Source organism: Arthrobacter sp. ES3-54 (assembly GCF_029504395.1).
Classification (GTDB): domain Bacteria; phylum Actinomycetota; class Actinomycetes; order Actinomycetales; family Micrococcaceae; genus Arthrobacter.
This window is the reverse complement of sequence record NZ_JAQFIF010000006.1, coordinates 241,027-264,988: the sequence shown is the minus strand read 5'-3', so window position 1 is coordinate 264,988 and position 23,962 is coordinate 241,027. Positions and strand designations below refer to the sequence as shown.

Annotated in this window: 21 protein-coding genes; 8 read left to right on the top strand and 13 right to left on the bottom strand. The window is 67.1% G+C overall.

Annotated elements, in window-relative coordinates; translation table 11 throughout:
* Window positions 1-33 precede the first annotated feature (33 nt).
* Both M2428_RS13490 and M2428_RS13485 read right to left on the bottom strand, forming a co-directional pair.
* Complete coding sequence (locus tag M2428_RS13490) at window positions 34-1,242, bottom strand: globin domain-containing protein (RefSeq protein ID WP_277526450.1); 1,209 nt, start codon at window positions 1,240-1,242, stop codon at window positions 34-36.
* A 305-nt stretch (window positions 1,243-1,547) separates the two neighbouring features.
* Window positions 1,548-1,964 (bottom strand): PaaI family thioesterase, encoded by a 417-nt coding sequence (locus M2428_RS13485; protein ID WP_277526449.1) that lies wholly within the window; start codon window positions 1,962-1,964, stop codon window positions 1,548-1,550.
* 166 nt (window positions 1,965-2,130) lie between these two features.
* Between M2428_RS13485 and paaZ the strand changes: the two genes are divergently transcribed.
* From paaZ to M2428_RS13470, 3 genes are all read left to right on the top strand, one after another.
* Window positions 2,131-4,233: a phenylacetic acid degradation bifunctional protein PaaZ gene (paaZ, locus tag M2428_RS13480; RefSeq protein WP_277526448.1), complete on the top strand. Its 2,103-nt coding sequence runs from the start codon at window positions 2,131-2,133 to the stop codon at window positions 4,231-4,233.
* 330 nt (window positions 4,234-4,563) lie between these two features.
* Window positions 4,564-4,956, top strand: coding sequence for a hypothetical protein (locus M2428_RS13475; RefSeq protein ID WP_277526447.1), 393 nt, complete (start codon window positions 4,564-4,566; stop codon window positions 4,954-4,956).
* A gap of 100 nt (window positions 4,957-5,056) precedes the next feature.
* Window positions 5,057-5,464 (top strand): VOC family protein, encoded by a 408-nt coding sequence (locus M2428_RS13470; RefSeq protein ID WP_277526446.1) that lies wholly within the window; start codon window positions 5,057-5,059, stop codon window positions 5,462-5,464.
* Window positions 5,465-5,582: 118 nt separating this feature from the next.
* Here the strand turns inward: M2428_RS13470 and M2428_RS13465 are convergent, their stop codons facing one another.
* The 4 genes from M2428_RS13465 to M2428_RS13450 form a co-directional block, all read right to left on the bottom strand.
* Entirely contained in the window at window positions 5,583-6,446 is an 864-nt protein-coding gene (locus M2428_RS13465) for a DUF427 domain-containing protein (RefSeq protein ID WP_277526445.1), read from the bottom strand.
* An 83-nt stretch (window positions 6,447-6,529) separates the two neighbouring features.
* The gene (locus tag M2428_RS13460) at window positions 6,530-7,135 is read right to left on the bottom strand and encodes a TetR/AcrR family transcriptional regulator (RefSeq protein WP_277526444.1); all 606 of its coding nucleotides are present in this window, start codon (window positions 7,133-7,135) and stop codon (window positions 6,530-6,532) included.
* 31 nt (window positions 7,136-7,166) lie between these two features.
* Entirely contained in the window at window positions 7,167-8,495 is a 1,329-nt protein-coding gene (gene paaK, locus M2428_RS13455; protein WP_277526443.1) for a phenylacetate--CoA ligase PaaK, read from the bottom strand.
* 16 nt (window positions 8,496-8,511) lie between these two features.
* The gene (locus tag M2428_RS13450; RefSeq protein WP_277526442.1) at window positions 8,512-9,051 is read right to left on the bottom strand and encodes a hotdog fold thioesterase; all 540 of its coding nucleotides are present in this window, start codon (window positions 9,049-9,051) and stop codon (window positions 8,512-8,514) included.
* Window positions 9,052-9,142: 91 nt separating this feature from the next.
* On the opposite strand from M2428_RS13450, the gene pta reads away from it, so the two are divergent.
* A complete protein-coding gene (gene pta / locus M2428_RS13445; RefSeq protein WP_277526441.1) occupies window positions 9,143-11,254 on the top strand; it encodes a phosphate acetyltransferase in 2,112 nt (703 codons plus the stop codon).
* A 29-nt stretch (window positions 11,255-11,283) separates the two neighbouring features.
* On the opposite strand, the gene M2428_RS13440 is transcribed toward pta, so the two are convergent.
* On the bottom strand, window positions 11,284-11,547 hold the full coding sequence (locus M2428_RS13440; protein WP_277526440.1) for a hypothetical protein: 264 nt from the start codon (window positions 11,545-11,547) through the stop codon (window positions 11,284-11,286).
* A gap of 191 nt (window positions 11,548-11,738) precedes the next feature.
* Between M2428_RS13440 and M2428_RS13435 the strand changes: the two genes are divergently transcribed.
* From M2428_RS13435 to M2428_RS13425, 3 genes are all read left to right on the top strand, one after another.
* Window positions 11,739-12,908, top strand: a complete 1,170-nt coding sequence (locus M2428_RS13435) for an acetate kinase (protein ID WP_277526439.1) — start codon at window positions 11,739-11,741, stop codon at window positions 12,906-12,908.
* A gap of 60 nt (window positions 12,909-12,968) precedes the next feature.
* On the top strand, window positions 12,969-13,532 hold the full coding sequence (locus M2428_RS13430; protein ID WP_277526438.1) for a GNAT family protein: 564 nt from the start codon (window positions 12,969-12,971) through the stop codon (window positions 13,530-13,532).
* Between the two features lie 177 nt (window positions 13,533-13,709).
* Window positions 13,710-14,195, top strand: a complete 486-nt coding sequence (locus M2428_RS13425) for a DUF4383 domain-containing protein (protein WP_277526437.1) — start codon at window positions 13,710-13,712, stop codon at window positions 14,193-14,195.
* Between the two features lie 21 nt (window positions 14,196-14,216).
* On the opposite strand, the gene M2428_RS13420 is transcribed toward M2428_RS13425, so the two are convergent.
* The 6 genes from M2428_RS13420 to M2428_RS13395 all read right to left on the bottom strand — a co-directional run bounded on the left by M2428_RS13420 (window position 14,217) and on the right by M2428_RS13395 (window position 23,189).
* Window positions 14,217-14,843 (bottom strand): dihydrofolate reductase family protein, encoded by a 627-nt coding sequence (locus M2428_RS13420; RefSeq protein WP_277526436.1) that lies wholly within the window; start codon window positions 14,841-14,843, stop codon window positions 14,217-14,219.
* 297 nt (window positions 14,844-15,140) lie between these two features.
* Window positions 15,141-17,723 carry a hypothetical protein gene (locus M2428_RS13415; RefSeq protein ID WP_277526435.1) on the bottom strand — a complete coding sequence of 861 codons (2,583 nt, stop codon included), beginning with the start codon at window positions 17,721-17,723 and terminating at the stop codon, window positions 15,141-15,143.
* Window positions 17,724-17,730: 7 nt separating this feature from the next.
* Window positions 17,731-18,513, bottom strand: coding sequence for a peptidoglycan-binding protein (locus tag M2428_RS13410; RefSeq protein WP_277526434.1), 783 nt, complete (start codon window positions 18,511-18,513; stop codon window positions 17,731-17,733).
* A gap of 188 nt (window positions 18,514-18,701) precedes the next feature.
* Entirely contained in the window at window positions 18,702-20,918 is a 2,217-nt protein-coding gene (locus M2428_RS13405) for a S9 family peptidase (protein WP_277526433.1), read from the bottom strand.
* 27 nt (window positions 20,919-20,945) lie between these two features.
* On the bottom strand, window positions 20,946-22,055 hold the full coding sequence (locus M2428_RS13400; RefSeq protein ID WP_277526432.1) for an LCP family protein: 1,110 nt from the start codon (window positions 22,053-22,055) through the stop codon (window positions 20,946-20,948).
* Between the two features lie 75 nt (window positions 22,056-22,130).
* The gene (locus M2428_RS13395; RefSeq protein WP_277526431.1) at window positions 22,131-23,189 is read right to left on the bottom strand and encodes an LCP family protein; all 1,059 of its coding nucleotides are present in this window, start codon (window positions 23,187-23,189) and stop codon (window positions 22,131-22,133) included.
* Between the two features lie 426 nt (window positions 23,190-23,615).
* On the opposite strand from M2428_RS13395, the gene M2428_RS13390 reads away from it, so the two are divergent.
* A complete protein-coding gene (locus tag M2428_RS13390; protein ID WP_277526430.1) occupies window positions 23,616-23,948 on the top strand; it encodes a hypothetical protein in 333 nt (110 codons plus the stop codon).
* Window positions 23,949-23,962 lie beyond the last annotated feature (14 nt).

The window sequence follows — 23,962 nt, the reverse complement described above, 5'->3', positions numbered from 1 at the left end:
CCCGAGGTGTCGGGGCAGAAAAGCGAGCCGCGGCTACTGGAAGTCAGCCAGCCAGAGATCCGGGCCGAAAACCTCGTATTGAATGTCCTTGGCCGCTACGCCACCGGCAATCAAGGCGCTCCGAACCGACTTCAGGAAGGGCAGGGGACCGCAGAGGTAGTACTCGGCGTCGTCGGGGAGTTCCACGTCGCTGACATCCATGAATCCGGTGAAGGCGGACCCGGACGTCCCGCCGGCCTCGGCGGGAGTCAGGAACCACGACTTCAAGGTCCCGTCCGCCAGTTTCGCGAGATCCTCTCCGACCTGCGCGCGGAGCGGGAAGGATGCCTCGCTGTCATCGGCATGCAGGAGCATCACCTGGCGCTGGGAACCGGACTGCACGAGGTGCGAGAGCATCCCGGCCATGGGGGTGATGCCGATTCCGGCGCTGGCCATGACCAGGGGCCGGTCCGTGTACTCCAGCACCACGTCGCCGAACGGTGCTGAGAGCACCACCTCGTCGCCCACCTGGACATCGTTGTGGAGCAGTGTGGACATCTCGCCGTCGGGCGTCTGATGCCCATGGACCCTCTTGACGGCAAACTGCCGGTGTTGCCCGTCGTCGGCCTTGGTCAGGCTGTATTGCCGCGGCTGCTGCACGCCGTCGGGCATGGTCATCTTGATGGTCACGTACTGCCCCGGCAGGGACGGCTTGACGTCGCGCTCGTCGGTCCGTTCGACGACGAACGAGACGACGTCGGCTGTCTCCTGGATCCGCCGCGCCACCCGCCACGTCCGCCAGATGGTCTCGGGGGATAGGTGCACGGCGTTGTACAGCCCGCGCTCCTTGTTGATGAGCAGGTTCGCCATCAGCCAGTAGACCTCGTCCCAGGCGGCGGCGACCTCGGGAGTGACGGCATCCCCGAGTACATCCACGATCGCCCACATGAGGTGGTCGTGGACAATCTGGTACTGGTCCGGGCTCAGTCCCAGTGAGACGTGTTTGTGGGCCACCCGGGAGAGCAGATGGTCCGGCACCTGGTCCGGTTTCTCCACGAGCATGGTGGCGAACGCCGCGATGGATCCGGCGAGTGCCTGCTGCTGGCGGCCGTCCGACTGGTTTCCCCGGTTGAAGAGGCCATCCAGGAGGTCTGGCCGTGCCTCGAACATGTGTTTGTAGAAGCGCTTGGCGATTTCCTCGATGTGCGCGCCGACTACGGGAAGCGTTGCCTTGATGACAGGAAGCGAGGTGTCCGAGAGCATGGTGAATCCCTTTCCGGTGCGACCCGGCGGCGCCGGGCGACTCAGCTCTTCCAAGCTAACAGCCGGGGCAGCGGGCCTTCCGGGTCGATCGGCCCTACATCACCGGGGGAGACCGGGTGTATGCGACGTCCCGGACCAGGTCCCCGTCCAGATCCAGGTCCGCGTCCGGGCTCGGGGTTGCCGGAAAGCTGCGGGCTCGCCGGAAAGCTGCGGGCTCGCCGTAACGTTACGGCGAGCCCGCACGTCTCCGGCGAGCCCGAGGGGTTCGGGGCGGAACCGCGAACCGCGAACCGCGAACTCAGTAGTCAGGCCTTGCGGGCCAGCAGCAGGTTGGTGATCCGCAGGGTGCAGAGCCGCTGGCCCGACTCGTTGGTGATCAGCACCTCGTGGGTGGTCAGGGTGCCGCCCAGATGGATCGGGGTTGCCGTAATGGTGATCAGCCCCTCGCGGGCCGATTTGTGGTGCGTGGCCGAGACGTCGACGCCCACCGCCGTCTTGCCCAGGGTGCTGGCGTGGATGACGGCGGCCCAGGACCCCACGGCCTCGCCCACGGCAAGCGAGGCGCCGCCGTGCAGGAGCCCGAACGACTGCCGGTTGCCCTCCACCGGCATGGTCGCCACCACGCGGTCCACGGACTCCTCGACGATCTTCACGCCCATCTTCTCGTCGAGTTCCCCGAGGGTGATCTTCCACAACTCGGTGCTGCCGGTCTCTGGCGTCATAGCGTCTCCTTTGTTGCCGGCCGGCCGTGGGCCCGGACGGTCGGTGGCGCCGCGGCTAGTGTGCGGCAGGCCTCATTCATGTACTCTAGATCATATTACCGAACGGACGGTCAGTAATGTTCCGGCCGTGTTGATCTTGCTCCCCCGTTGGAAGGACCCGTCAACGATGACCACCACAGCCGCACCCACAGTAGACACTGTCGAGATCGTTCCCAGCTTCGTCCGGGGTTCCTGGTGGACTCCCGACGCCGCCTCTGCCGCCGGCGCAGCGCCGGTCCTGGACGCCAGCACCGGCGAGCTCCTGGCCAAGGTGAGCACCGAGGGGCTCGACCTCGCCGCCGTCGTGGACTACGGCCGCACCACCGGCCAGGCGGAACTGGGCACGCTGACCTTCCACCAGCGCGCGCTCAAGCTCAAGGAGCTGGCGCAGTACCTCAACGGCCGCCGCGAGGAGTTCTACGCGCTCTCGGCGCAGACCGGTGCCACCAAGATCGACTCGATGATCGACATTGACGGCGGGATCGGCGTCCTGTTCACCTTCGGGTCCAAGGGCCGGCGCGAATTGCCCAACGCCCAGGTGGTGGTGGATGGCCCCATGGAGGTGCTGTCCCGGGACGGCTCGTTCGCCGGTGAACACATCTACACCCGCATCCCCGGCGTCGCCGTGCAGATCAATGCCTTCAACTTCCCCGTGTGGGGCATGCTGGAGAAGCTCGCCCCGGCTTTCCTCGCCGGCGTGCCCACCATCGTCAAGCCGGCCACCCCCACTGGCTACGTGGCCGCCGCCGTGGTCAAGGCGATCGACGAATCCGGCATCCTGCCCACGGGCTCGCTGCAGCTGATTTCCGGCTCCGTCCGCACCCTGTTGGACCACCTGGACTACCGCGACCTGGTGGCCTTCACGGGTTCGGCCTCGACCGCCAACACGCTCAAGTCCCACCCCAATGTGGTCAAGGGCGGGGTCCGCTTCACCTCGGAGACCGACTCGCTCAACGCCGCGATCCTGGGCCCGGATGCCGTCAAGGGCACGCCGGAATTCGACGCCTTCATCAAGTCCCTCGTCACCGAGATGACCGCCAAGGCCGGCCAGAAATGCACCTCGATCCGCCGCGCGATCGTGCCGCAGGAACTCGTCGCCGACGTCACCGCCGCCGTGGGGGACCGCATCCGCGAACGCGTCGTGCTCGGTGACCCCCGCGCCGAGGGCGTCACCATGGGCGCCCTGGCCTCCCTCGAGCAGCTCGCGGATGTGCGCGCCGCCGTCCAGTCCATGCTCGACGCCGGCGGGGAGCTTGCCTACGGCACGCTCGATGCGCCGAAGGTCACCAGCGCGGACGGCAGCGTCGGCGTCGTCGACGGCGGTGCCTTTATGTCCCCGGTCCTGCTGAGCTGGGCCAACCCGGAGACGGAGGAGGTCCACTCGCTCGAGGCCTTCGGCCCGGTGTCCTCGGTGATCGGTTACACGGACCTGGCCGACGCCGTCCGCCTCGCCGCCCGCGGCGGCGGCTCGCTGGTCGCCTCGGTCTGCACGAACGATCCCGCCGTGGCGCAGCAGCTGGTCACCGGTATCGCGGCCCATCACGGCCGCGTGCTCATGCTCAACCGCGAGGACGCCCGCAGCTCCACCGGGCACGGCTCCCCGGTCCCGCACCTGGTCCACGGTGGCCCCGGCCGCGCCGGCGGCGGCGAAGAGCTCGGCGGCATCCGCTCGGTGATGCACCACATGCAGCGCACCGCCATCCAGGGTTCGCCCAACATGCTTACGGCCGTCACCGGCGTCTGGCACACCGGCGCGGACCGCAATTTCACGCTCGAGACGGAGGGCCAGCACCCGTTCCGGAAATCCCTGGCCACGCTGCACATTGGTGACGCCATCCGCTCGGAGCTGCGTGAGGTCTCGCTGGAGGAAATCACCAAGTTCGCGAACTCTACCGGCGACACCTTCTACGCCCACACCAACCAGGACGCGGCCGCGGCCAACCCGTTCTTCCCGGGCATCGTGGCGCACGGCTACCTCCTGCTCAGCTGGGCCGCCGGCCTGTTCGTGGAGCCCGCACCGGGTCCCGTCCTGGCCAACTACGGCCTGGAGAACCTGCGCTTCATCACCCCGGTGGCCGCGGGCGACTCCATCCGGGTGACCCTGACGGCCAAGAAGATCACGCCGCGCGAGACCGACGAGTACGGCGAGGTGGCCTGGGACGCCGTCCTGACCAACCAGAACGACGAAATCGTGGCGACCTACGACGTCCTGACCCTCGTCGAAAAGTAGCCCCTCCCGACGCTCCCTCACGTCCCTAAGGCTCCAGCGGTCGTTGCAACCCCCAGAATTTTTGGGAGTTGCAACGACCGTGTCGTGCTTTAACGGACGAAAACAGCCGGGCGGAGGAAGTACACGCCGGAGCTTGCTGGAATGCCGGCCGGGGATCCATGAAGCAGGGCGAAGGCTAAGTCATGACACTATCTATTCATGAACGGGGAGACGCGAACCAGGAGCTGACCCGTGCAGAGCTTCCGCAGGCAGTGCTCGCCGTGCTCAGCCATGAGGGCAGCGCATGAACGAAGCCCGCGCCGAGATCCGAGCAACCCGACAGGAACAATCATGAGCTACGCACGAGACCTGACTTTCAACCTGCGCATCCGCGGGTTCTCGGAAGATGAGATCGCCGAGACCCTGGACGAAGTCCGCGCTCACGAGAGCGCCACCGGGGCTCCGGCTGAAGACGACTTCGGCGCCGCGCAGGAGTACGCGAAGCAGTTTCCCAAGAAGAAGATGCGATCACAGGGGGCAACCCTCATCAAGATCGGACTGGTGCTGGCAATCGTTTATATAGCCGTCTCGATGCTTCTTCTGCCGTTCCTGAGAGTCGATATCCGCGACGTCGTTGGCCCCGTAAGACTTTGGCCGGCGCTGGCGCTGGTTCTGGGCGGTCTCCTCGCCGGATTCCTGACTGACTACTATCGCCCGGCTCCACGCTCCAACGCCGCCAGCTGAAGAACGGGGCATCCCCAGGAGCGTAGCCGGTTCAGGGGGCAAATTGCAGGCTCTTTCCACCCCGCTCCGGCGTAAAATCTTGCTCGTAGGAGGTGGCGAAATGACCCTAGTACTCAACAAAGCCACAACAGTCCTGCCAGTCGATGATGCAGAACGCGCCCGGCGTTTCTACGCCGAGACGCTCGGTCTCCCGCACCGGGGAGTGGCAGATGACGGAAGTGAATTATTTGGCAGCGGCGACGGCCCGATGCTGCAGTTGATGCCAGTCAAGGATGGAAAGCATTCAGAGCACACCACCCTGAGTTTCGAAGTCAGCGAGATCGAACGCACAGTCCAGGAAATGGAAGCCAAGGGCGTCATGTTCCAGGACTACGACCGCCCGGATCTCAGGACCGAAAACCACATTTGTACAACTGATTCAGAGAAGTGCGCCTGGTTCATGGACTCCGAGCACAATATTCTCTGCGTGCACGAGAACATCACCACGGCAGCTGATTACCAGCTCTGAGGTCCGGTCCAGCCCTGGAAAGTCGGGGGGACAAGATCAGGGTGGTGAGAAGCGCGGCGCTCCGGCTCAGCGGGGCGCCCCTTCTACTTTCCAGACCTGCTATTGCCCAGATCTGCGCTCATCCCCGAGGTGCCCCCGTACCATCCGGGCGGGACCACGGCGACACGGGGCGGACTTGGAGTACGCCATTGACCCGCAGGTCCACTCTTTCATTGTAGAAGCTGATGAGGCCGTGGATCTGGGCGGCGTCGCGGTACCGGCGGTCGTAGCTCCACGCGATATTCCTGCCCTGCCCGGACTCCGGGTAGCTCCAGTAGCTCGCCTGGCCCTTGTACGGGCAGACGGTCCGCCTGGGGCTCTCCTCCATCAGATCCAGCCGCACATCCGACGGCGGGATGTAGTACCGCACCGGGAGCAGCGTCTCGTAGAGCAACTGCGCCCCGTTCGTCTTGGCGAGCGTCACGCCGTCGAGCGCCACATCCACCTCCGCGGACGACGCGCGGATATCAACGCGGTGGAACGGATCACGTGGATGGCCGATGATCTCCTCATCGTCCTCGAGCCAGTCGAAGGCGGTGAAATCCAGCACCACGTAGCCGGCCAGGTCCGGGTCCTCGGGCCGGAAGGCTGCCCGGGGAGCCGTCGCCGCCGCCGTCATGACGTCGAGTTCCTCGCCGGCACAGGTGTGCCTGCCAAACTTTGTTCCGGGGTCGAGCGAGGTCGGAGCCTCGCCCTTCCGAAGGGCGAAGGTGTGTTCCTCGACGGCAGGCACCGGCAGCGCCGGTGGGGCCAGCTCCGCAAGCAGTTCCTGCTCCGGGACGGCAAAAATGGGGGTGACCCGCCGGGGTTCCCAAACCAGCCAGGCCTGCACCGTGTCCACCACGACGTTGCCGCCGAGGCTCGCACGGACCCTTTTGGCGGTGGGTTCGTAACGCAACTGGGGGAAAGCGCCCATGAGCACCTTCGATAATCTGGTGGCCATCCTCACAGCGTGGACCCAGCGCCCGGCTCCGTCAATGACAGATTGCCGTCAATGAGGGATTCGGCGGGAGGAGCGGTCCCGGCCTAGCCGGGGACGTGGAGGCCGTGGAACGCCATGGTGATGACGTCGTCGGCCAGCTTTTCCGGGGAAAGCGAACCGCCGGGCTTGTACCACTCGACAATCGAGTTGATGGTGCCGAAGAGCAGGCGGGTCACGGTGCGGGGGTCAATGTCCTGGCGGAGCGAGCCCTCATCCCGGGCCTCGGAAATCAGGGCGGCCACCTTGTGGTCGAAGGTGCGGCGCCGTTCCAGCGCGTCCCGCTCGATTTCCGTGTTCCCGCGCAGGCGCAGCAGCAGCGTCACGAAGGGCAGCCGCTCCACCAGCACCGAGATGGTCTGGCGGACCACGAACTCCAGCCGGGCATCGGCCGAGCCGGAGGTGGCCCCGGGCTGGTCCAGGATCGCCTCGAGACCGCCCAGCGCATGGTCCAAGGCGAGCTTGAGCAGGTCGCCCTTGGACGGTACGTGGTGATAGATCGCGGACTTGGAGATGCCCAGGTTCTCGGCAAGGATGCCCATCGAGGTGGCGTCGTAGCCGTGGCGGTTGAAGACGTCGACGGCGATCACCAGCACCGACTGCTGGTCATAGCCGGGACGGCCGCGCTTGGTGGTGGTTGCTGTGCTGGGCATAGTGGCTAGTTTCTCACGATCGGGTGCTCACTCAGCCCTTGGGGCGCATGTCGTAGATCCGCCGCAGCTTGCCGTTGGACCGCTCCAGCGAGCCGGGCTCGACGACGTCGACGGTGCAGGAGGAGCCCACATGGATCTTGATCTGCTGCTGCAGGACCCTGGCGGCGGATGCGGCGCCCTCGGCCGTGACGGCGTCGCGGCGCTCGATCTTAACGGTCATCTGGTCCATCCGATGGCCCTCGGGCCGGGTGAGCTCCAGCTGGAAGTGCGGGCTGAGCTCGGGGATGCGCAGGGCGATCTCCTCGATCTGTGACGGGAACAGGTTCACGCCGCGCAGGATGATCATGTCATCGCTGCGGCCGGTGATGCGGCCCATGCGGCGGTGCGCCGGGCGCGCGGTGCCCGGCAGCAGCCGGGTGAGGTCCTTGGTGCGGTACCGGATGATCGGCAGCGCTTCCTTGGTGAGCGAGGTGAAGACGAGCTCGCCCGGTTCGCCGTCGCCCAGCACCACGGTGGGGTCGAAGGCATCGATGATCTCGGGCCGGAAGTGGTCCTCCCAGATGTGGCTGCCGTCCTGCGTTTCCACGGCTTCGCCGGCGACGCCCGGGCCCATGACCTCGGAGAGGCCGTAGATGTCGCAGGCCTTGAGGTTCATGGTGGTCTCGAGCTCGTGGCGCATTTCCTCGGTCCACGGCTCGGCGCCCAGGACCGCGTACCTCAGTGACGTGGAGGCCGGGTCGATGCCCTGCTTGATCATCGCGTCGGCAATGGTCAGCAGGTACGTGGGGGTGGCCAGGATGGCGTCGGGCTTGAAGTCCTGGATGAGCGTGATCTGGCGTTCGGTCTGGCCGCCGGAGATCGGGATGACGGTGCAGCCGAGGGCCTCGGCGCCGGCGTGGGCGCCCATGCCGCCGGTGAACAGGCCGTAGCCGTAGGCGTTGTGCACCTTCATGCCCGGCCGGACGCCGGAGGCGCGCAGCGAGCGGGCCACGAGCTTGGCCCAGTCGGCGAGGTCCTTCTTGGTGTAGCCCACCACGGTGGCGCGGCCCGTGGTGCCGGAGCTGGCGTGGATCCGGGCGACCTCGCTCTGCGGCACGGCGAACATGCCGAAGGGGTACTCGAGCCGGAGGTCTTCCTTGGTGGTGAAGGGGAACTTTGCGAGGTCGGAGAGTTCACGCAGGTCCGTCGGGTGGACGCCGGCCTCGTCGAACTTGCGCTTGTACAGGGGGACGCGGTCATAGGCGTACGCCACCGTGTGCTGCAGGCGGCTGAGCTGGAGCGTCTCGAGTTCGTCGCGGGAAATGGTTTCCTCGCGGTCCAGGACAGCGTCAGTGGTGGCGGCGGCAGTTTCTTGGGTCATCAGTGGTTCCCTGTTTCTATTTCTTGGAGATGGTGCGGCTGCGGCCGCGGAACTCGGCGATGAGTTCCCCCGCAGCGGCTCCGGTGGCGAGGTCGGCGGGGAGTTCGCCTGGGACCGTGGCGGCGGGAACCGAGCCGGCGGCTGCCGACTGCGGCGTCTCAGGCGCGCCGGCGCCGGGAGCGGCGGCGTAGATCTGGATGTCGTAGAGCCCGCTGCGCCCGGTGCTGGCACGGCGGTTGGCGACGGCGGTCAGGACCTGGCCGCGGAACGCCGGCTTGAGGAAGTTGATGTCGACGCCGGAGGCCACGGTGATGCTGCCCTCCTCGGTCGGGCTCGGGCTGGCCGGGTTGCAGGCCAGTGCGAAGGCTGTGTCGCCGAAGGCGAAGATCATTCCGCCGTGGGCCATGCCGAATCCGTTAAGCATTTCCTGCCGGAGCGTCATCCGGATCGTGGCGTGGCCGTCGTCCAGTGCGAGAACTTCGATGCCCATCCATTCGGAGGCATAGTCGTCTTTCAGGATGGCGTGGGTGCCACCGGAAATCGTCAGTTCAGCCATGCGTCGTTGCCTCCAGCTTTATTTACCGAATGTTCATTAGGTAATCCCATCTGGGTGCCCGCTGTCAAGAGGTGTAAGTATGCTGGGACACATGGCCAAAGGAATCTACGTCAGCGCTACCACCCCGGGCTCCGGCAAGTCCCTCATAGCGCTGGGGCTGGCGGACACGCTGCACAGGCACGCGGACCGCATCGGCTTCTTCAAGCCTGTGGTCCACGGCAACGACGCCGCGGCGGACCCAATGGTGGCACTGATGAAGGCCCGGTTCGATCTTGACGACCAGCGCTGCCGCGGCGGCCTGACGTTTGCCGAGGTCCGCGGGCTGCTGGCCGAGGGAAACCGGGCCGAGATCGACGCCCGCTGCGTGGAGATATTCGCCGAAATGTCCCGCCACTGCGACGTGGTGATTGTGGAGGGGACGGACCTCACCGGCCAGGATGCCGCCGTCGAATTCGACCTCAACGCACGCCTCGCAAACAACCTGGCCGCCTCCGTGGTGGCCGTGGTGGGCGCGAAGGGGCGGACCGTCGCGGAGGCCGCCGACGCCGTCGAGGTTGCCCGCAAGGAACTGGCGGCGGAACGCTGCAGCCTCTTGGCCATCATGGTGAACCGCGCCGACCCGGAGGACGTGGACGGGATCGCCGCAGCCGTGAAGCCCGGTGCGTCCGGCCGCCCGGTGTATGTCTTCCCTGAGCTGGAAGACATCGCCCGGCCCACCACCGGCGAGGTGGCGTCGGCCCTAGGGATCGGCCAGGTGGCCGGCCGGCCGGACATGGAACGCGACGTCCATTCCATCAAGGTGGCGGCGATGAATGTTGCCAACTTCCTGCACGTGCTCGACGACGGCGCCCTGGTGATCGTTCCGGGGGATCGTGCAGACGTGATGGTGGGGTGCCTCGCGTCGTCGTTCTCGCCGGAGTTCCCGGTGCCGTCGGCGCTCATCCTCACCGGCGGCCTGGCCCCGGACCCCAACATCTACTCGCTGCTGGCGCAGGCGCCATTCCCCGTGTTCGCGGCCCCGGACGACACGTACACCACCGCCAAGCGGGTCTCCGAGGTGCGCAGCGAGATCTGGTCCGGGCACCGCCGCAAAGTGGCCTCCGCCCTGGGCCTGTGGGCCAAACGGGTGGACGAAGCGGAGCTGCTGGAGCGGCTGCACCTGCCGCGGCCGGAACGGATGACGCCGCTGCGGTTCCTGCACGACCTCATTGAGCGGGCCCGGCTGCAGCGCCGGCACATCGTCCTCCCGGAGGGGAACGACGTGCGGGTCCTGCGTGCCGCCGAGATTCTGCACCGGCGGGACGTCTGCGACCTCACCATCCTGGGCAACGAGTCCGCGGTCCGGGAGCTGGCGTCCACCCGGGGCATCGAGCTCGCCGGCATCAAAATCGTGGATCCCGCGACGTCGGAGCTGCGCCAGCAGTTCGCGGAGAAGTATGCGGAGCTGCGCGCGCACAAGGGCGTGGACCTCGCCCGCGCTTTGGAAGTCATGCTGGACGGCAGCTACTTCGGCACCATGATGGTGCAGCTGGGAGCGGTGGACGGCATGGTATCCGGCGCCGCGCACACCACCGCCCACACCATCCGTCCCGCGCTGGAGTTCGTGAAGACGCGCGACGGCGTGAAGATCGTCTCCTCGGTGTTCCTGATGCTGATGCCGGACCGGGTGCTGGTCTACGGCGACTGCGCGGTCAATCCTGACCCGAACGCGGAGCAACTGGCGGACATCGCGCTGGCCTCGGCCGAGACCGCGGTCCAGTTCGGCGTGGAGCCGCGGGTCGCGATGCTCTCCTATTCCACCGGCGGGTCCGGGACCGGGGAGGCAGTGGACAAAGTCCGGCAGGCCACCGAAGCCGTGAAGGCCCGCCGCCCGGATCTCGCCGTCGAAGGCCCCATCCAGTACGACGCCGCCGTGGACGCCGCGATCGCGCAGTCCAAGATGCCCGGCTCGTCCGTCGCCGGGCAGGCCACCGTGTTCATCTTCCCGGACCTCAATACCGGCAACAACACGTATAAGGCGGTCCAGCAGTCCTCGGGTGCGGTCGCCGTCGGGCCGGTCCTGCAGGGGCTCCGGAAGCCGGTCAACGACCTCTCCCGCGGGTGCACCGTGGAGGACATCGTGAACACGGTGGCCATCACCGCCGTCCAGGCGCAGTCTGTGGAGCCCGCTGCCGAGCCGGCACCCGCGGCTGCCCGTGCATAGTCAGCTGTTTTCCGGTGAGCTGTTTTCCGTCAGCTGTTTTCCGGCTTCGCCGGACTTTCGGGGTCTTCCTGCTTGGCAGGCTCATCGGCCAGCCCGGCCGGCGTGAGATCCAGATCCTGCAGATTCTCAGGGGCCTCGGCGGCTTCTCCGACCTCGGCTGCCTTCGGGTTTCCCGTGTCGTCCAGCGCGGGGTTCGCACCTACGACGCCGGTGGGATCCGGCTTTCCGGAACCGCTGGCCGGCTTGGTGCTCTCTGGCTGGGCGGTCTCGGGCTCGGTCGCGTCGTTAGTCATGGAAATCCCTTCGTGAGTTGTCTAGTTGGTCCGCCGACTCTAGGCGCCCGGCCCGGCTTTCGCAACGGATTGGCGCCCTTGCCGGTCCGGCAATTTATAGTGGTTCCCACGGAGCGCTCCACCAGGCTCCGGCGTGATGCCAGTCCCGACGCACCCTCGGGTAGCGTCGAAGCCAAGGCTTAGGAGGCCCCATGCTCGTGCTCGTCATCAACTCCGGCTCGTCCTCGCTCAAGTACCAGGTGCGCGACGTCGAGGCCGGCAGCGTGCTCACCGAAGGCCTGATCGAGAAGATCGGCATGGGCGCCGGCGGTGAGGGCGACGGCCAGATCGAAGGCCCCCGCGACCACGCCGAGGCCCTCGAGCAGGTGGACGCGGCCATCCACGCAGCCTTGGGGGACCGTGTGCTCGACGCCGTGGGCCACCGCGTGGTGCACGGCGGGGAGCGCTTCGCCGAGCCGGTGCTGGTCAACAACGAGATCACCCGGGCCATTGAACGGCTGAACCCGCTCGCGCCGCTCCACAACCCCGCCAACGTCCTTGGCATCCGCGCGATCTCCAAGAAGTGGCCCGAGCTGCCGCAGGTGGCCGTGTTCGACACCGCCTTCCACCGCACCCTGCCCGAGCACGCATGGCGTTATGCCGTGCCGGACGAGCTCTACACGAACCACGGCATCCGCCGCTACGGGTTCCACGGCACCTCGCACGAATACGTTGCGCACCGGGCGGCGGCGCTCTTGGATGTTCCGGTCGAGGAGTTCGACGCCGTCATTGCCCACCTGGGGAACGGCGCCTCGGTCACGGCGATCCGCGGTGGCCAGTCGATCGACACCTCCATGGGATTCACGCCCCTCGAAGGACTCGTCATGGGAACCCGCTCCGGTGACCTCGATCCGTCCATCCTGGTCTTCCTGGCCCGGACCGGCTGGTCTCCCGAGGACCTGGATTCGATGCTGAACCGGCAGTCCGGGCTCAAGGGCCTGGCCGGAAACAACGACATGCGTTCGGTGGTGGAGGCCGCGGAGGCCGGGGACGCCAAGGCGGCCATGGCCCTGGCGGTCGCGTCTTACCGGCTGGCGAAGTACATCGGCGGGTACCACGTGGCCGTTGGCGGCGCGAAGGCCCTCGTGTTCACGGCCGGGATCGGCGAGAACTCGCACCAGTTCCGGGACCTGGTGGCGCAGCGGCTCGGTGCCCTCGGCGTCGAACTCGACGCCGGGCTGAACCGGGAGCGGTCCAAGGAACCGCGGGTCATCTCCACGCCGACGTCGGCCCTGCCGGTCCTGGTGGTCCCCACCGACGAGGAGCGGGCGATCGCTGAGGCAACGGCCGCCGTCGTCGCCCAGGCATCGGTTGCTCCGTAACCGCCCTTGTGGCGGCTCAAAACGGCGCTTATGGAGCAGCCGATGGGTAGCGTTGGAGGCATGACCGAACCCAAGCCCCTCCCTCCGCTGCCCATCCGCACCGAACGGCTCGTGCTGCGGCGCTTCGAAGCCTCCGATCTCGATGCCTTCCACGCCTACCACTCGCTCCCGGAAACCGCCCGGTTCCTGCCCCGCGAGGCCAAGAGTTACACCCAGTCGATGGAAACGGTGGGACGGTACGCCAACTTCGAGTTCGAGAAGGAGGGCGACTGGGTGGCCCTGGCCATCGAGTCCGCGGACTCGCCCGGGCTGCTCGGTGAGGTGGTGCTGAAATGGCTGGAGGGGTGCGGACAGGCCGAGATCGGCTGGAGCCTGGCCCCGGAGGCGCGGGGGCGGGGTATCGCGAGCGAGGCCGCCCGGGCGCTGCTCAAGCTCGGTTTTGACGAGCTGGGCTTCCACCGCATCGACGCCAAGCTCGATGCCCTGAACACGGACTCGGCGGCGCTCTGTGAACGGCTCGGCATGCGCCTGGAATCACGCCAGGTGGACAAGTGGCACTACAAGGGCGAATGGGCCACCGAAGTGGTGTATGCCGTCCTCGCGGATGAATGGAAAGCCCGCTAATTGGGCCCCAGCGGTTGAACTCGGGCGGCTCCACCCGAGTGCTCTGAGGTCCTGGTTTCCCTGCACGGGCGCTGTTTTCGGGAGTAAAATGTGGGCGTCGGCAGGATTCCTGCGACCCCCTGCCGCGAGGCCGGTTTTCGACCTGAAAAGCCAGCATTTTGCGTGAAAGGGAAGGCCATGACTACCGCTTCACACCCTGCCCAGCACCACCACATGATGGGGTTGACCCTTCATAACACCGCCGTGGGTATCGGTGCGGTTTTCCTGCTGGTCGGAGTCCTCGGATTCATTCCGGGGATCACCACCAATTACGGCGCCATGACTTTTGCGGGACACGAATCAGGGGCCATGCTGCTTGGAGTCTTCCAGGTGTCCGTGCTGCACAACATCGTCCACTTGCTGTTCGGCGTGGCAGGCATTGCCATGGCCCGGACAGATCGGTTGGCCCGAATGTTCCTGCTCGGCGGCGGCGCTGTATACCTGCTTCTGTGGATCTACGGCCTGGTGGTCGATATGAGCGCCAACGCCAACTTCGTTCCGTTCAACTCTGCCGACAACTGGCTGCATCTGATTCTCGGCGTCGCCATGATCGGTCTGGGCCTCTGGCTCGGCAGGGATGCCGTGGAGACGAGCGCGGCGACGAAGAAGGAGAGCACCGCGTAGGGGCTGGCTCAACCACCGGCCTCAAGCACGGGACGAACCAGGCTCATAGGTCCCGTACGTCGGAGGCCCTGCCGACTCAAAGATAAGAATGGCCAGTCCGCCCGGCGTCGTCTCATTGCGGACCAGACGCAAGCCCGCCGGGGCGCCTCCGGGTGGAAACAGTCGCCTGCCGTTGCCTACCAGCACCGGGGCGATCACCAGCCTCAGTTCGTCGATCAACCCTGCGCCCAGCAGCGACTGGGCCAGCCGAGCACTCCCGTGGATCTGCAACTCCCTGCCGGGCTGTCTCTTCAACTCAGCGACCTGTGCGGGGACGTCCCCGGACAGGATGGTCGTCGGCGCCCAACCGGCCTGCGCCAGGCTGTGCGAGGCCACATACTTCGGCAACCCATTCATCTTTTCGGAGAACGGATCATCAGGGTCCGTGATTTTCGGCCAGTCCCTCGCAAAGTTGACGTAGGTCCGGCGACCGAACAGTAACGCATCCGCCTCACCGAGCCAGTGCGCCGCCCGATGGATGAAATCCTCGTCCAGGTAGGGGACGAACCAGCCCCCTTGTGTGAAGCCGTCGCTGGTGTCCTCCTCGGGCGATCCAGGACCCTGCGCCACGCCGTCCAATGTGAGGAACTCTGTCAGCGTCAGTCTCATCGCGTTGCCTCTCCGTGTTGGTTGCCACGTTGGGTGCCGTCGTGTGGGTGTCGGGGTGTTAGTTATCGGGGTGTTGGTTATCGGGTTCAACGGCTCGGCATGCGCCTGGAATCACGGCAGATGAAAAGTGGCAGGTCAAAGTGGCACTAAAGGGGCGAATGGGCCACAGAAATGGTGTACACCCTCCTCGCGGATGAATGGAAGGCCCGCTGACCTAGCCCTTGGGACCCAGGCGATCTGACACGTTCGGCCGGAAGGAGAGATCCTTCCGGCCGAACGGGTTCCACGGGTGCGTGCCTACGGAGCCGGCGGGGCGGTTCCTGCCGGCACGGGCGTGGCCGTCCCCGCTGCAGGCGGGGTGGAACCGGCCGGCGCCGGTGCCGCGGGCTGCGTCGGTTGCTGCTCCGCGGGCACAGTGGCCCCAGAACCCGGGCCGGACCCGGGAGCGGACGTCGCGGTGCCCCCAGTGTGTGCAGCAGCGCCGGCCGGGGCCGTGGTCCCGGTGCCGCTGGCGCCCGGTGACGGGGCCCGCGTGCTGCCGGGAGAGGCGCCCGTTGTGGCTCCCGTTGTGGCGCCGGATGTTGCGCCCGGCGTCGTGGCCGTACCGGCAGACCCGGCCGGGGTGGCACTGGGATCGGCCTTGATGACCGCCATGATCTGTTCCTTGTACGCGCTGAGCCGGCCTTGGATCTCGGAGAGCGGCTGGTTGCGCAGGTCCTTGCCGTAGGCAGCGATCTCCTGCCACAACGCGTTGAGCCTGGCCATGCCGTCGCTGCTCAGGGGCCCATCGAGGGTGAGCACCAGTTGGCTCGCCAGGGCGTAGGTCAGGCACCGAAGGCAGTTGTAGTTGGCCGCAGCCGAGAGGTTTTCCGGGACGATCACATCGGTCTGACCCACAATCAGGACCACCTGGAAGCCCACCGCCACTGCGGCGCAGTCCGCGCAGCTGGCAAAGGCGTACGCCTCATTCTTGGTGTCCACGGTCTCGCCGTCGTCCGCCCAGACCAGGGCGAAGGCGACGTCATAGACCACGGAACCGTCAGTGGTATTGACTGCGAGGGACTGGTGGCCGTCATCCTCCGGAGGGGTCGGCCGGTCGAAGGGGAACACCCACGACGGCGCCGCGGCGCCGGCCGTGCCTGCCGAGCCGGCCGTGGCGGCCTGCCGGGGCACCAGGACCATGCTCAGCTGCGGCTCGTCGCGTGTGGGCTTCCGGGCACCCTCCGGCCACAGGGCAACGGTCTTGCCCGACTGGCCCTCTGCCATCTGGCTGGTGACCGCGGCCGGGAAGACTGCCGTGGTGGCGTCGGCCAGGGTGCCGCGCTCGTAGGGCTGGACGGGGCGGTAGGTGTCGGCGCCGGGCCACCAGGCCCAGGCGAGGCCCGCGGCCACAGCCGCGATGGCAACGATGGCGGTGGCGCGCTGGAGGGCCTTGCCGCGGGTTTTCAGCCACAGCCCGGTGGCCAGCTGGCGGACCAGGCGCAGCACGATGTACAGGATGCCCAGCACCGGCAGTGCCAGGCAGGCGATCGCGATCACCCGCACGGCAGCGTCGGCGAAGTCCCCGGCGGAGAGGCTGTGGGAGAGCATGGCCTGCTGCTTGAGGCCGTTGTCCCAGGCGGTGCCGAGGACGCGCGGCAGGGTCAGCACCATGGTGGCCATGCTGAAGAGCAGCAGGGGAACCGTGACCAACACCCAGATGGTGACCACTGCCCGCGCCCAGGGTTTCAGGAGCCTGGCTTCGGGATCTGTTTTTCGCCACGGCACCAGGGCCAGCAGGGTGGGCTTGATGCGCTGGAACAAGTCCGGGACGCCGGTAGCGTCGGCCAGGATGTGATAGCCGTCGAATCGGACCAGCGGCATCAGTTGGCGGACCATCTGCAGGATCTGGGTGACCACCACCAGCAGCAGCGCATCGAAGCCGGTGGCCCACCAGATGCCCATGATTGCCACGGCCACGATTGCGTTGAAGTAGAGTCCGCCGAGGTCGGTGCGCAGCCGGCCGCCCCGCCCCAGCCGGTAGGAATCGGTGACGTCGGTGTAGAAGGCCGGCCACATCAGGTACAGGCCCGTGCCCATGGCGCCGGGGGTGGCGCCGCCGCGGCGGGCGGCGGCGGCGTGGCCGAACTCATGGAAACCGGCCGAGAGCACAGTGACCACCAGGATCAGGAGCACCAGGCCGGGGTTGGCGAAGGCTTCGTGGGTGGCCGATGCCAGCCCCTTGACCATCAGCACCCACCAGCATGTGACCAGGAAGGCAGCGGTCACGGCCACCACGATCAGGGGGTTGAACAGCGTGGCGAACGGCGCCGTGATCTTCCGGGTGCGGTCCGGATCGGTTACCGAATACCGGAAGCGCATGCCCAGCAGCGGGTTCGATTTCTTCACCGCGGGCTCGGAACCGTCCGCCAGCCGGAGCAGGCCAAGCGGGAGGAGCTGGGAGGTGATCAGCGTGCGGACGTTCTCGGCACTGACGAGCCGTCCGAAACTGTTGCTGGCGTGCCCGGCGATCTCCTCCGGGCCCCGCCGGCCGTCGATCGCCTCGAGCACCAGGTACAGCAGGCGGGTGAGCTGGATGGTCTGGCCGTCGGAGCGGCGCACCAGCGACGGGGCTTCCTTGTAGCCGGACCCCTTCGCCTCGCCGATCAGCTGCACGCCGGCGGCCCGCACCGGCACCGGCTGCAGGCCGACGGCCACGGACGACCCTGCGCCCTCAGTACCTGCGCCGGCGGTACCGGCGCCGCCCGTTCCGGCGTCGGATCCGCCGGCAGTGACTGCGGCAGGACCGGCTGCAGTATCGGTAGCAGAGCCGACGCCGTCGGGGGCGGGCGCGACCGGAGGGCCGTCCTGCCCGGACGGCCCTCCGTGCACAGTGCTCATCTAGGTGCTACTGCTTCAGGTCGGACTGCTGGTCAGCCGACGCCGTGGCGTCGCCATGGATGTCCTGGTTGATGATGGCATCCTGCTGGGCGACGGCGAACGCGTTGCTGTCGATCGAGCCGATGTTGGCACCGACGGCCGCGTCGATCGGCGCGGCCACGTTGGCGTTCGCGGCCACCGCGCCATTGATAGGTGCTGCGATGCCGGCGTTCGCGTCCAGGTTCACGTCGACGTTGAGCAGGTTGCCGCTGAGGGCACCCGCGGCGCCCGCGGCGCCGGCCACATCCGTCGGCGCGCCGCCCAGGTCCGGGGCCGTGCCATCGGGCAGGACGCCGGTGGCACCGGCAGGAACGGCACCGGCAGGAACAGTACCGGCAGGTACGGCGCCGCCGAGACCGGCCGTGGCCGGATCCGAGGCGGCAGGCGCTGCAGCAGGACCTGCCGCGGTCCCGGCATCCGTGCCGGTACCCTGATCGATGACGCTGTCCTGGGTGGAGTCTGCGGTGGCATCGCCCGTGACACCCTGGTTGATGATGGTGCCCTGATCGGCGAGAGCCTGGGACTCAGAACCGAAGGAGAGCACATTTGCCGAGGCAGCCGCATCAATCGGCGCGGCAACGTTGGCGTTGGCGGCGATGCCGAGGTCGATCGGCGCCGCGGCGCTGATCCCCAGGTTCAGGTCGGCGTTCAGGTCCAGGACGGAGGCGACCTCCTTGTCCGGAAGGGCGGTGCCGCCCTGCGCCATCAGCTCATCATCAGTCAACGGGGTCATTCCCTGCTCAACGCTCATACCAAGCTCCATCTCCGGCACGGTGTCTGCTGCCCCCAGTGAGCAGTTTCTACATCGATGTGCCTAACACCGGTCAATAGTAAGCATGATGATCATTAATTGGGTATCGGACGCCCCATCGATTGCTCCGCAACTGCCCTTATGGACGTCCAAAGGGGCGCCTACGGAGCAACCGATGGGACATTCGGCTATTTCACTCCCGCTCCCGGGAACAGTTCAGTGGCGCCAAGGGAATCGGCGACGAACGCGTAGTCCCAGGCCCGTTCGCGCCACTGCACGTACCGGCCCGAGGCGCCGCCGTGGCCGCCTTCCATCTCGATCTTCAGGACAATCGGCTCGCTTCCAGTGTTGACTTCGCGCAGCCGCTGCACCCATTTGGCCGGCTCCACGTAGAGCACGCGGGTGTCGTTGAAGCTGGTGACCGCGGCGATCTTCGGGTACGCCACGGCGCGGACGTTCTCGTACGGCGTGTACGACTTCATGTACGCGTACACGTCCGGATCCGTGATCGGGTTGCCCCATTCCTCCCACTCCAGCGCCGAGAGCGGCAGCTCGGGGTCCAGGATGGTGGTCAGCGCGTCCACGAACGGGACGGCGGCAACAATCGCCGCATACTTTTCCGGCGCCAGGTTGGCGACCGCGCCCATCAGCAGGCCACCGGCGGAGCCGCCCATCGCGGCGATCCGGCCCGGGTCCACCCAGCCGGATCCGGCGAGCCAGTCCGTGGCCGCGATGAAGTCCGTGAACGTGTTCTTCTTGTGCAGCTTCTTGCCGTCGTCGTACCAGTGCCGGCCCAACTCGCCGCCGCCACGGATGTGGGCAATCACGAACACGATGCCCCGGTCCAGCAGGGACAGCCGGGGAATCCCGAAGCCCGGATCCATGCTCAGTTCGTACGAGCCGTAGCCGTACACCAGACCGGCCGCCGTCGAATCCTGCCGCACGGAGGCGTGGCGGAGCACCGAGAGGGGAACCTTCGTCCCGTCCCCGGCGGTGGCCCATTCCCGGGTGGCGACGTAGTCCGACGGCGAGTAGCCGCCCAGCACCGGGCTCTCCTTGCGCAGCAGGAGTTCACCGCCCGGTTGCTCCGGGGTGGGCAGCACGAAGTCGTAGACCCGGGACGGCGTGAAGTAGGAGGTATAGCCCATCCGGATGACGGGGGCCTCGTAGTCCGAGCCCGCAATGCCGGCGGTGTACAGCTCCTCGTCGAACGCAGGTTCCACCGCGGCGCCCTGCTCCGCGGTGCCCAGGCCGGCCAGGGGCAGGACCTGGACCCGTTCGATGGTGTCCTTGCGGATGGAGACCACCGCGTGGGTGGAGGTGACCCCGGCGCCGTTGACGCGGACCTGGTCGGAATGGGCGACGACGGTGTCCCAGTGCTGTTCGGCGAGCGGCTTGGCGAGCTCGGCCGGGTCCACGAGCGAGACCATGGAATTGATGGCGTCCTTGTTGTGGGTGAGCAGGATCCGCTCCTGGCTCCGGCCAGATGCGTCCGCCAGCAGGAACGGCTCGGCCTCGTACAGGATGCGCTCGTCGCGGGAGATCACGGTGCGCAGTCCGGCGTCGAAGTCGTCAAAGCGCAGCAGGCGGGTTTCGCTGAACTCGGAGCAGCCGATGCTGAGCACAAGGTGGCGCCGGTCGGCCGAGAGCTCGAATCCGAGCCACATGGCGACGTCGTCCTCCTGATAGATCACCGCGTCCTCGCTGACGGGTGTGCCGAGTTCGTGGGACTTCACCTGGTACGGCCGCCAGGATTCGTCCACCACGGTATAGAAGATCCGCGTGCCGTCGGGGGAGAAGGAGATGCCGTAGAAGACGTTCTCGATCACGTCCGGCAGCAGCACGCCGGTGCGCAGGTCCTTGATGCGCAGCGTGAAGCGCTCGTCGCCGGCGTTGTCCACGGCGTAGGCGTAGAGCGTGCCGTCGATCGTGGTGGCCGCCCCGCCCACGGCGAAGAACGGTTTGCCCTCGGCCTCGAGGTTGCCATCGAGGAGGACCTCCTCGCCGGGGATGGCGACACCGGCCTCCACGGCCGGGGGAGTCCAGTCCGCGACGCGGTCTCCGGTTTCCTGGCCGCGCACGCGGCAGTGGATGCCGTACTCCTTGCCCTCGACCGAGCGGGTGTAGTACCACCAGCCGTCTTTGCGGTTCGGGACGGAGAGGTCCGTTTCCTGGGTGCGGCCCTTGATCTCCTGGAAGATGGCCTCGCGCAGCGGCTCCTGGTGGGCGGTCACCGTCTCCTGGTAAGTGTTTTCCGCCTTGAGCAGGTCCACCACCTCGGCGGATTCCTTGTCCCGCAGCCACTCGTAATTGTCCTCGAACGCGTCGCCGTGGTGGGTGCGCACCGAGGGAACTTTTCGGGCGACGGGGGGCTGATGGGACGGCTGGGCGGGAGTCTGGGTCATGGACCCAATGTACCGAAGAGCGGCGCCTCAATTGCCGTTCTGCAGATTGCGGGCCGCCACGTACCCGGCAAGCTTTCCCGAGCCCAGCGCGGCGGAGAGGCCGGCCGTCGCGGACGGGTCCTGCAGGACAATCGACTGGCCGTCCGGGCTGGTTCCGGTGCCGGCGGTCGGCAGCGTGAAGAACACGCCACGTCCCGGCGCTGTGTTGCGGAGGGTGAAGGCGAGGTTCTCCAGCGACTTGAGGGTGAAGCTTGCGTCCAAGGTCACGTGCGGCAGCACGGTTTTGATGAGTTTGCGGACGGTGTCACGGTCCGCCAGCCTGCGTTCGGATGCCATCTTGGCCATGACGGCTTTCAGGAAAGTTTGCTGGTTCCGGACCCGCTGGTAGTCGCCGTCGGTGAAGGCATGGCGCTCGCGGACAAAGGCCAGGGCCTGCAGCCCGTTGAGTCGGTTCACGCCCGCCCGAAAATACACCCTGTCATCGGCCGTGCTGGTGAATGCCTGCTTGACGTTGACGTCGACGCCGCCCAGCGCGTCTGTCAGGGCCGCAAAACCCTGAAAGTCCAACATCACGGTGTGGTCGATGTGCTGGCCCAGCAGCGCCTCCACCGTCTTCGTCATCAGCGGCAGCCCGCCCAGTTCAAGTCCGGCGTTCACTTTCGCGGTTCCTTGGCCGGGGATTTTCACCCATAGGTCGCGCATGATCGAGATGCCGTAGACGCTCTTCCGGTCCGCCGGGAGGTGGATCAGCACGAGGGCGTCCCCGCGCTGGTCGGAGGCGGAGCCGCCGGCGGCCACCGCCCGTTCATTCACCCGGCTGTCGCTCCCGATCAGCAAGATGTTGAGGGCGACGGCGGGTGGTTCCGGCGCGGGCGTGGGGCTAGGTGGCGGGGAGGGCGCGGGGCTCGGTGCCCTCGCAGTAGCGGCGGCCGGGGTGGCGGTCGGCACCGTGCCTTCGGCCGGAGCGGGGCCCCCGGGCCGCTGCCCGGTGAGGACGTACGCCGCGACGGCCACGACCACGGCGAGCAGCGCCCCCAGGAGCAGAATAATCGGACGACGGCGGCCCGCCGCGGGGGACGCGGGAGGGGGCGGGGACGCCGCGGAAGCCGCGTCTGCTGGCTCCGGATCGTTCCCCATGAACGGACGCTACCACCGCTGCCCGCCGCGGACTAAGGGTCCAAGGGCCTCTCCTGGCGCATCACTTGGCGGGACTCAGTTCCCGTTCTCGAACTTGTTCAAGGCGACGTACTCGCCCAGGGAATCCGAGGCCATCGCCGCGGAAATGTCGTGAATGGCGTTCGGGTCGGTCAGCACGATCGACTGGCCGTCCGTGGACGTTCCGATGCCGCCGGTTGGCAGCGTGAACATGACGGTGTTCTGCGCCCGGATGTCCTTGAGCTCGAGCCCCAGCCCTGCCACGGCGCCCGAGTCCAGGGTCTTGTCGACCGTGACGAACGGCGAGACGGCGCCCACCATGTTGTTGATCGTGATCGGGTTGCTCAGTGTCTGGCCGGCGATCGACTTCTTGATGATGGCCCGCAGGAACTCCTGCTGGTTGCGGACCCGCTGGTAGTCGCCGTCCGCGTAGGCGTGGCGTTCGCGCACGAAGGCCAGGGCTTCTGTTCCATTGAAGGTGTGCTGGCCCGGGGCGAAGGACTGGCCCGGCAGTGCGGTCGACGTGAACGGCACCTTGATATTCACGCTCACCCCACCCAGCGCGTCTGTGAGTCCCTTGAAGCCCTCGAAGTCGATCATCGCCACGTGATCGATGCGCTGCTGGAAGATCGACTCGATGGTCTGCACCATCAGGGGTGTGCCGCCGAGAGCCAGCGCCGAGTTGATCTTCGCCTCGCCGTGACCGGGGATGTCCACCCAGAGGTCGCGCATGATGGACATGGTGTAGATGTTCTTGCGGTCCGCCGGGATGTGCATGAGCATCAGTGTGTCCGCGCGCTGGCTCGTGGGCGTTCCGCCCGCGGCATCAGACTCGGTGGCGCCGCGGCTGTCGCTGCCCATCACCAGGATGTTCATCGCGGTATTTGTCTTCTGCGGGCGTGTGGACTCCTCCGGGAAGGCCTGGTCAATCTTGCTCGTGCCGGAGTCGAAGGTCCGTGCAAGGTTGAAGAGGTAGCCGCCAGCCACCACCGCGACGAGCGCCACCACGACGGCGACGGCGATCAGCACCTTGCGGCCTCGGCGTTTCTTCACGGGCCGCCGCTCGCGGGTTTCCGCCCCGCGGACGTCGTCTGGGCTGTCGAAGGGGTGTGTCATGAGTTCCTCTAAGTCGGCCGGGCCTGGTGCCCGGATTCTGGCTGTCAGTACTCAGGCGGGCCGCGCCGGAGTATTGAGGGGCGCGAAACGCAGAGTGCACTGGCTGGCCGCGCTGGCGCGTCCTGCATCCGGTGGATGCAGTTCCTCGCCGTGGCGGTAAGAGGCCACGACGTCGCTCTCCGTTGCGTCCTGGACCAGGGCCAGGTGCCGGATGGCCGCCGTGGGGCCTCCTTTACAATACACCGGGCCCACCGATCAACACTTTTTCGCCAACAAACCGGCACATAACGCGAGGTTTCCCCGATATGAAGCGCCCTGTTGCCTGCGTCACACTCCCTGCCTAGGCTGGGTTGCGGTCGCAGCGTCGCGGCCAAAGCGGTCGCAGCGTCGCGGCCAAGCGGTAAATGCACGAACAGGGGAATCGTTGTGAACCACAAACTACGGGTTCTTGTCAGGCTCGACCTCGATTGCGGCCAGGCAGAAGTAGCAGCACAGGGACATGTGACGGCGAGGAGCCTCCAGGCCCTGTACGTGGTGGTCAAGCGGGCAAACCACCTGAGGGAAGGACTCCATTTGGTGTTGGATGTCAGCCACGCCGTGGTGGAACCGGCGGCCCTCGAGCAGTTGCGGGAGTGCTCGGCCTCCCACCACCTGCCGCCCGCCATTGATCCGCTTCAGTCAGAATGCCAGCTCAGCATCGTAGCGCCGGCGGAAGCGGCCTCCGTTCCCCGGGTTCGAAGGCTGGCGGCGGCGGCCTAGATACAAGCACCCGA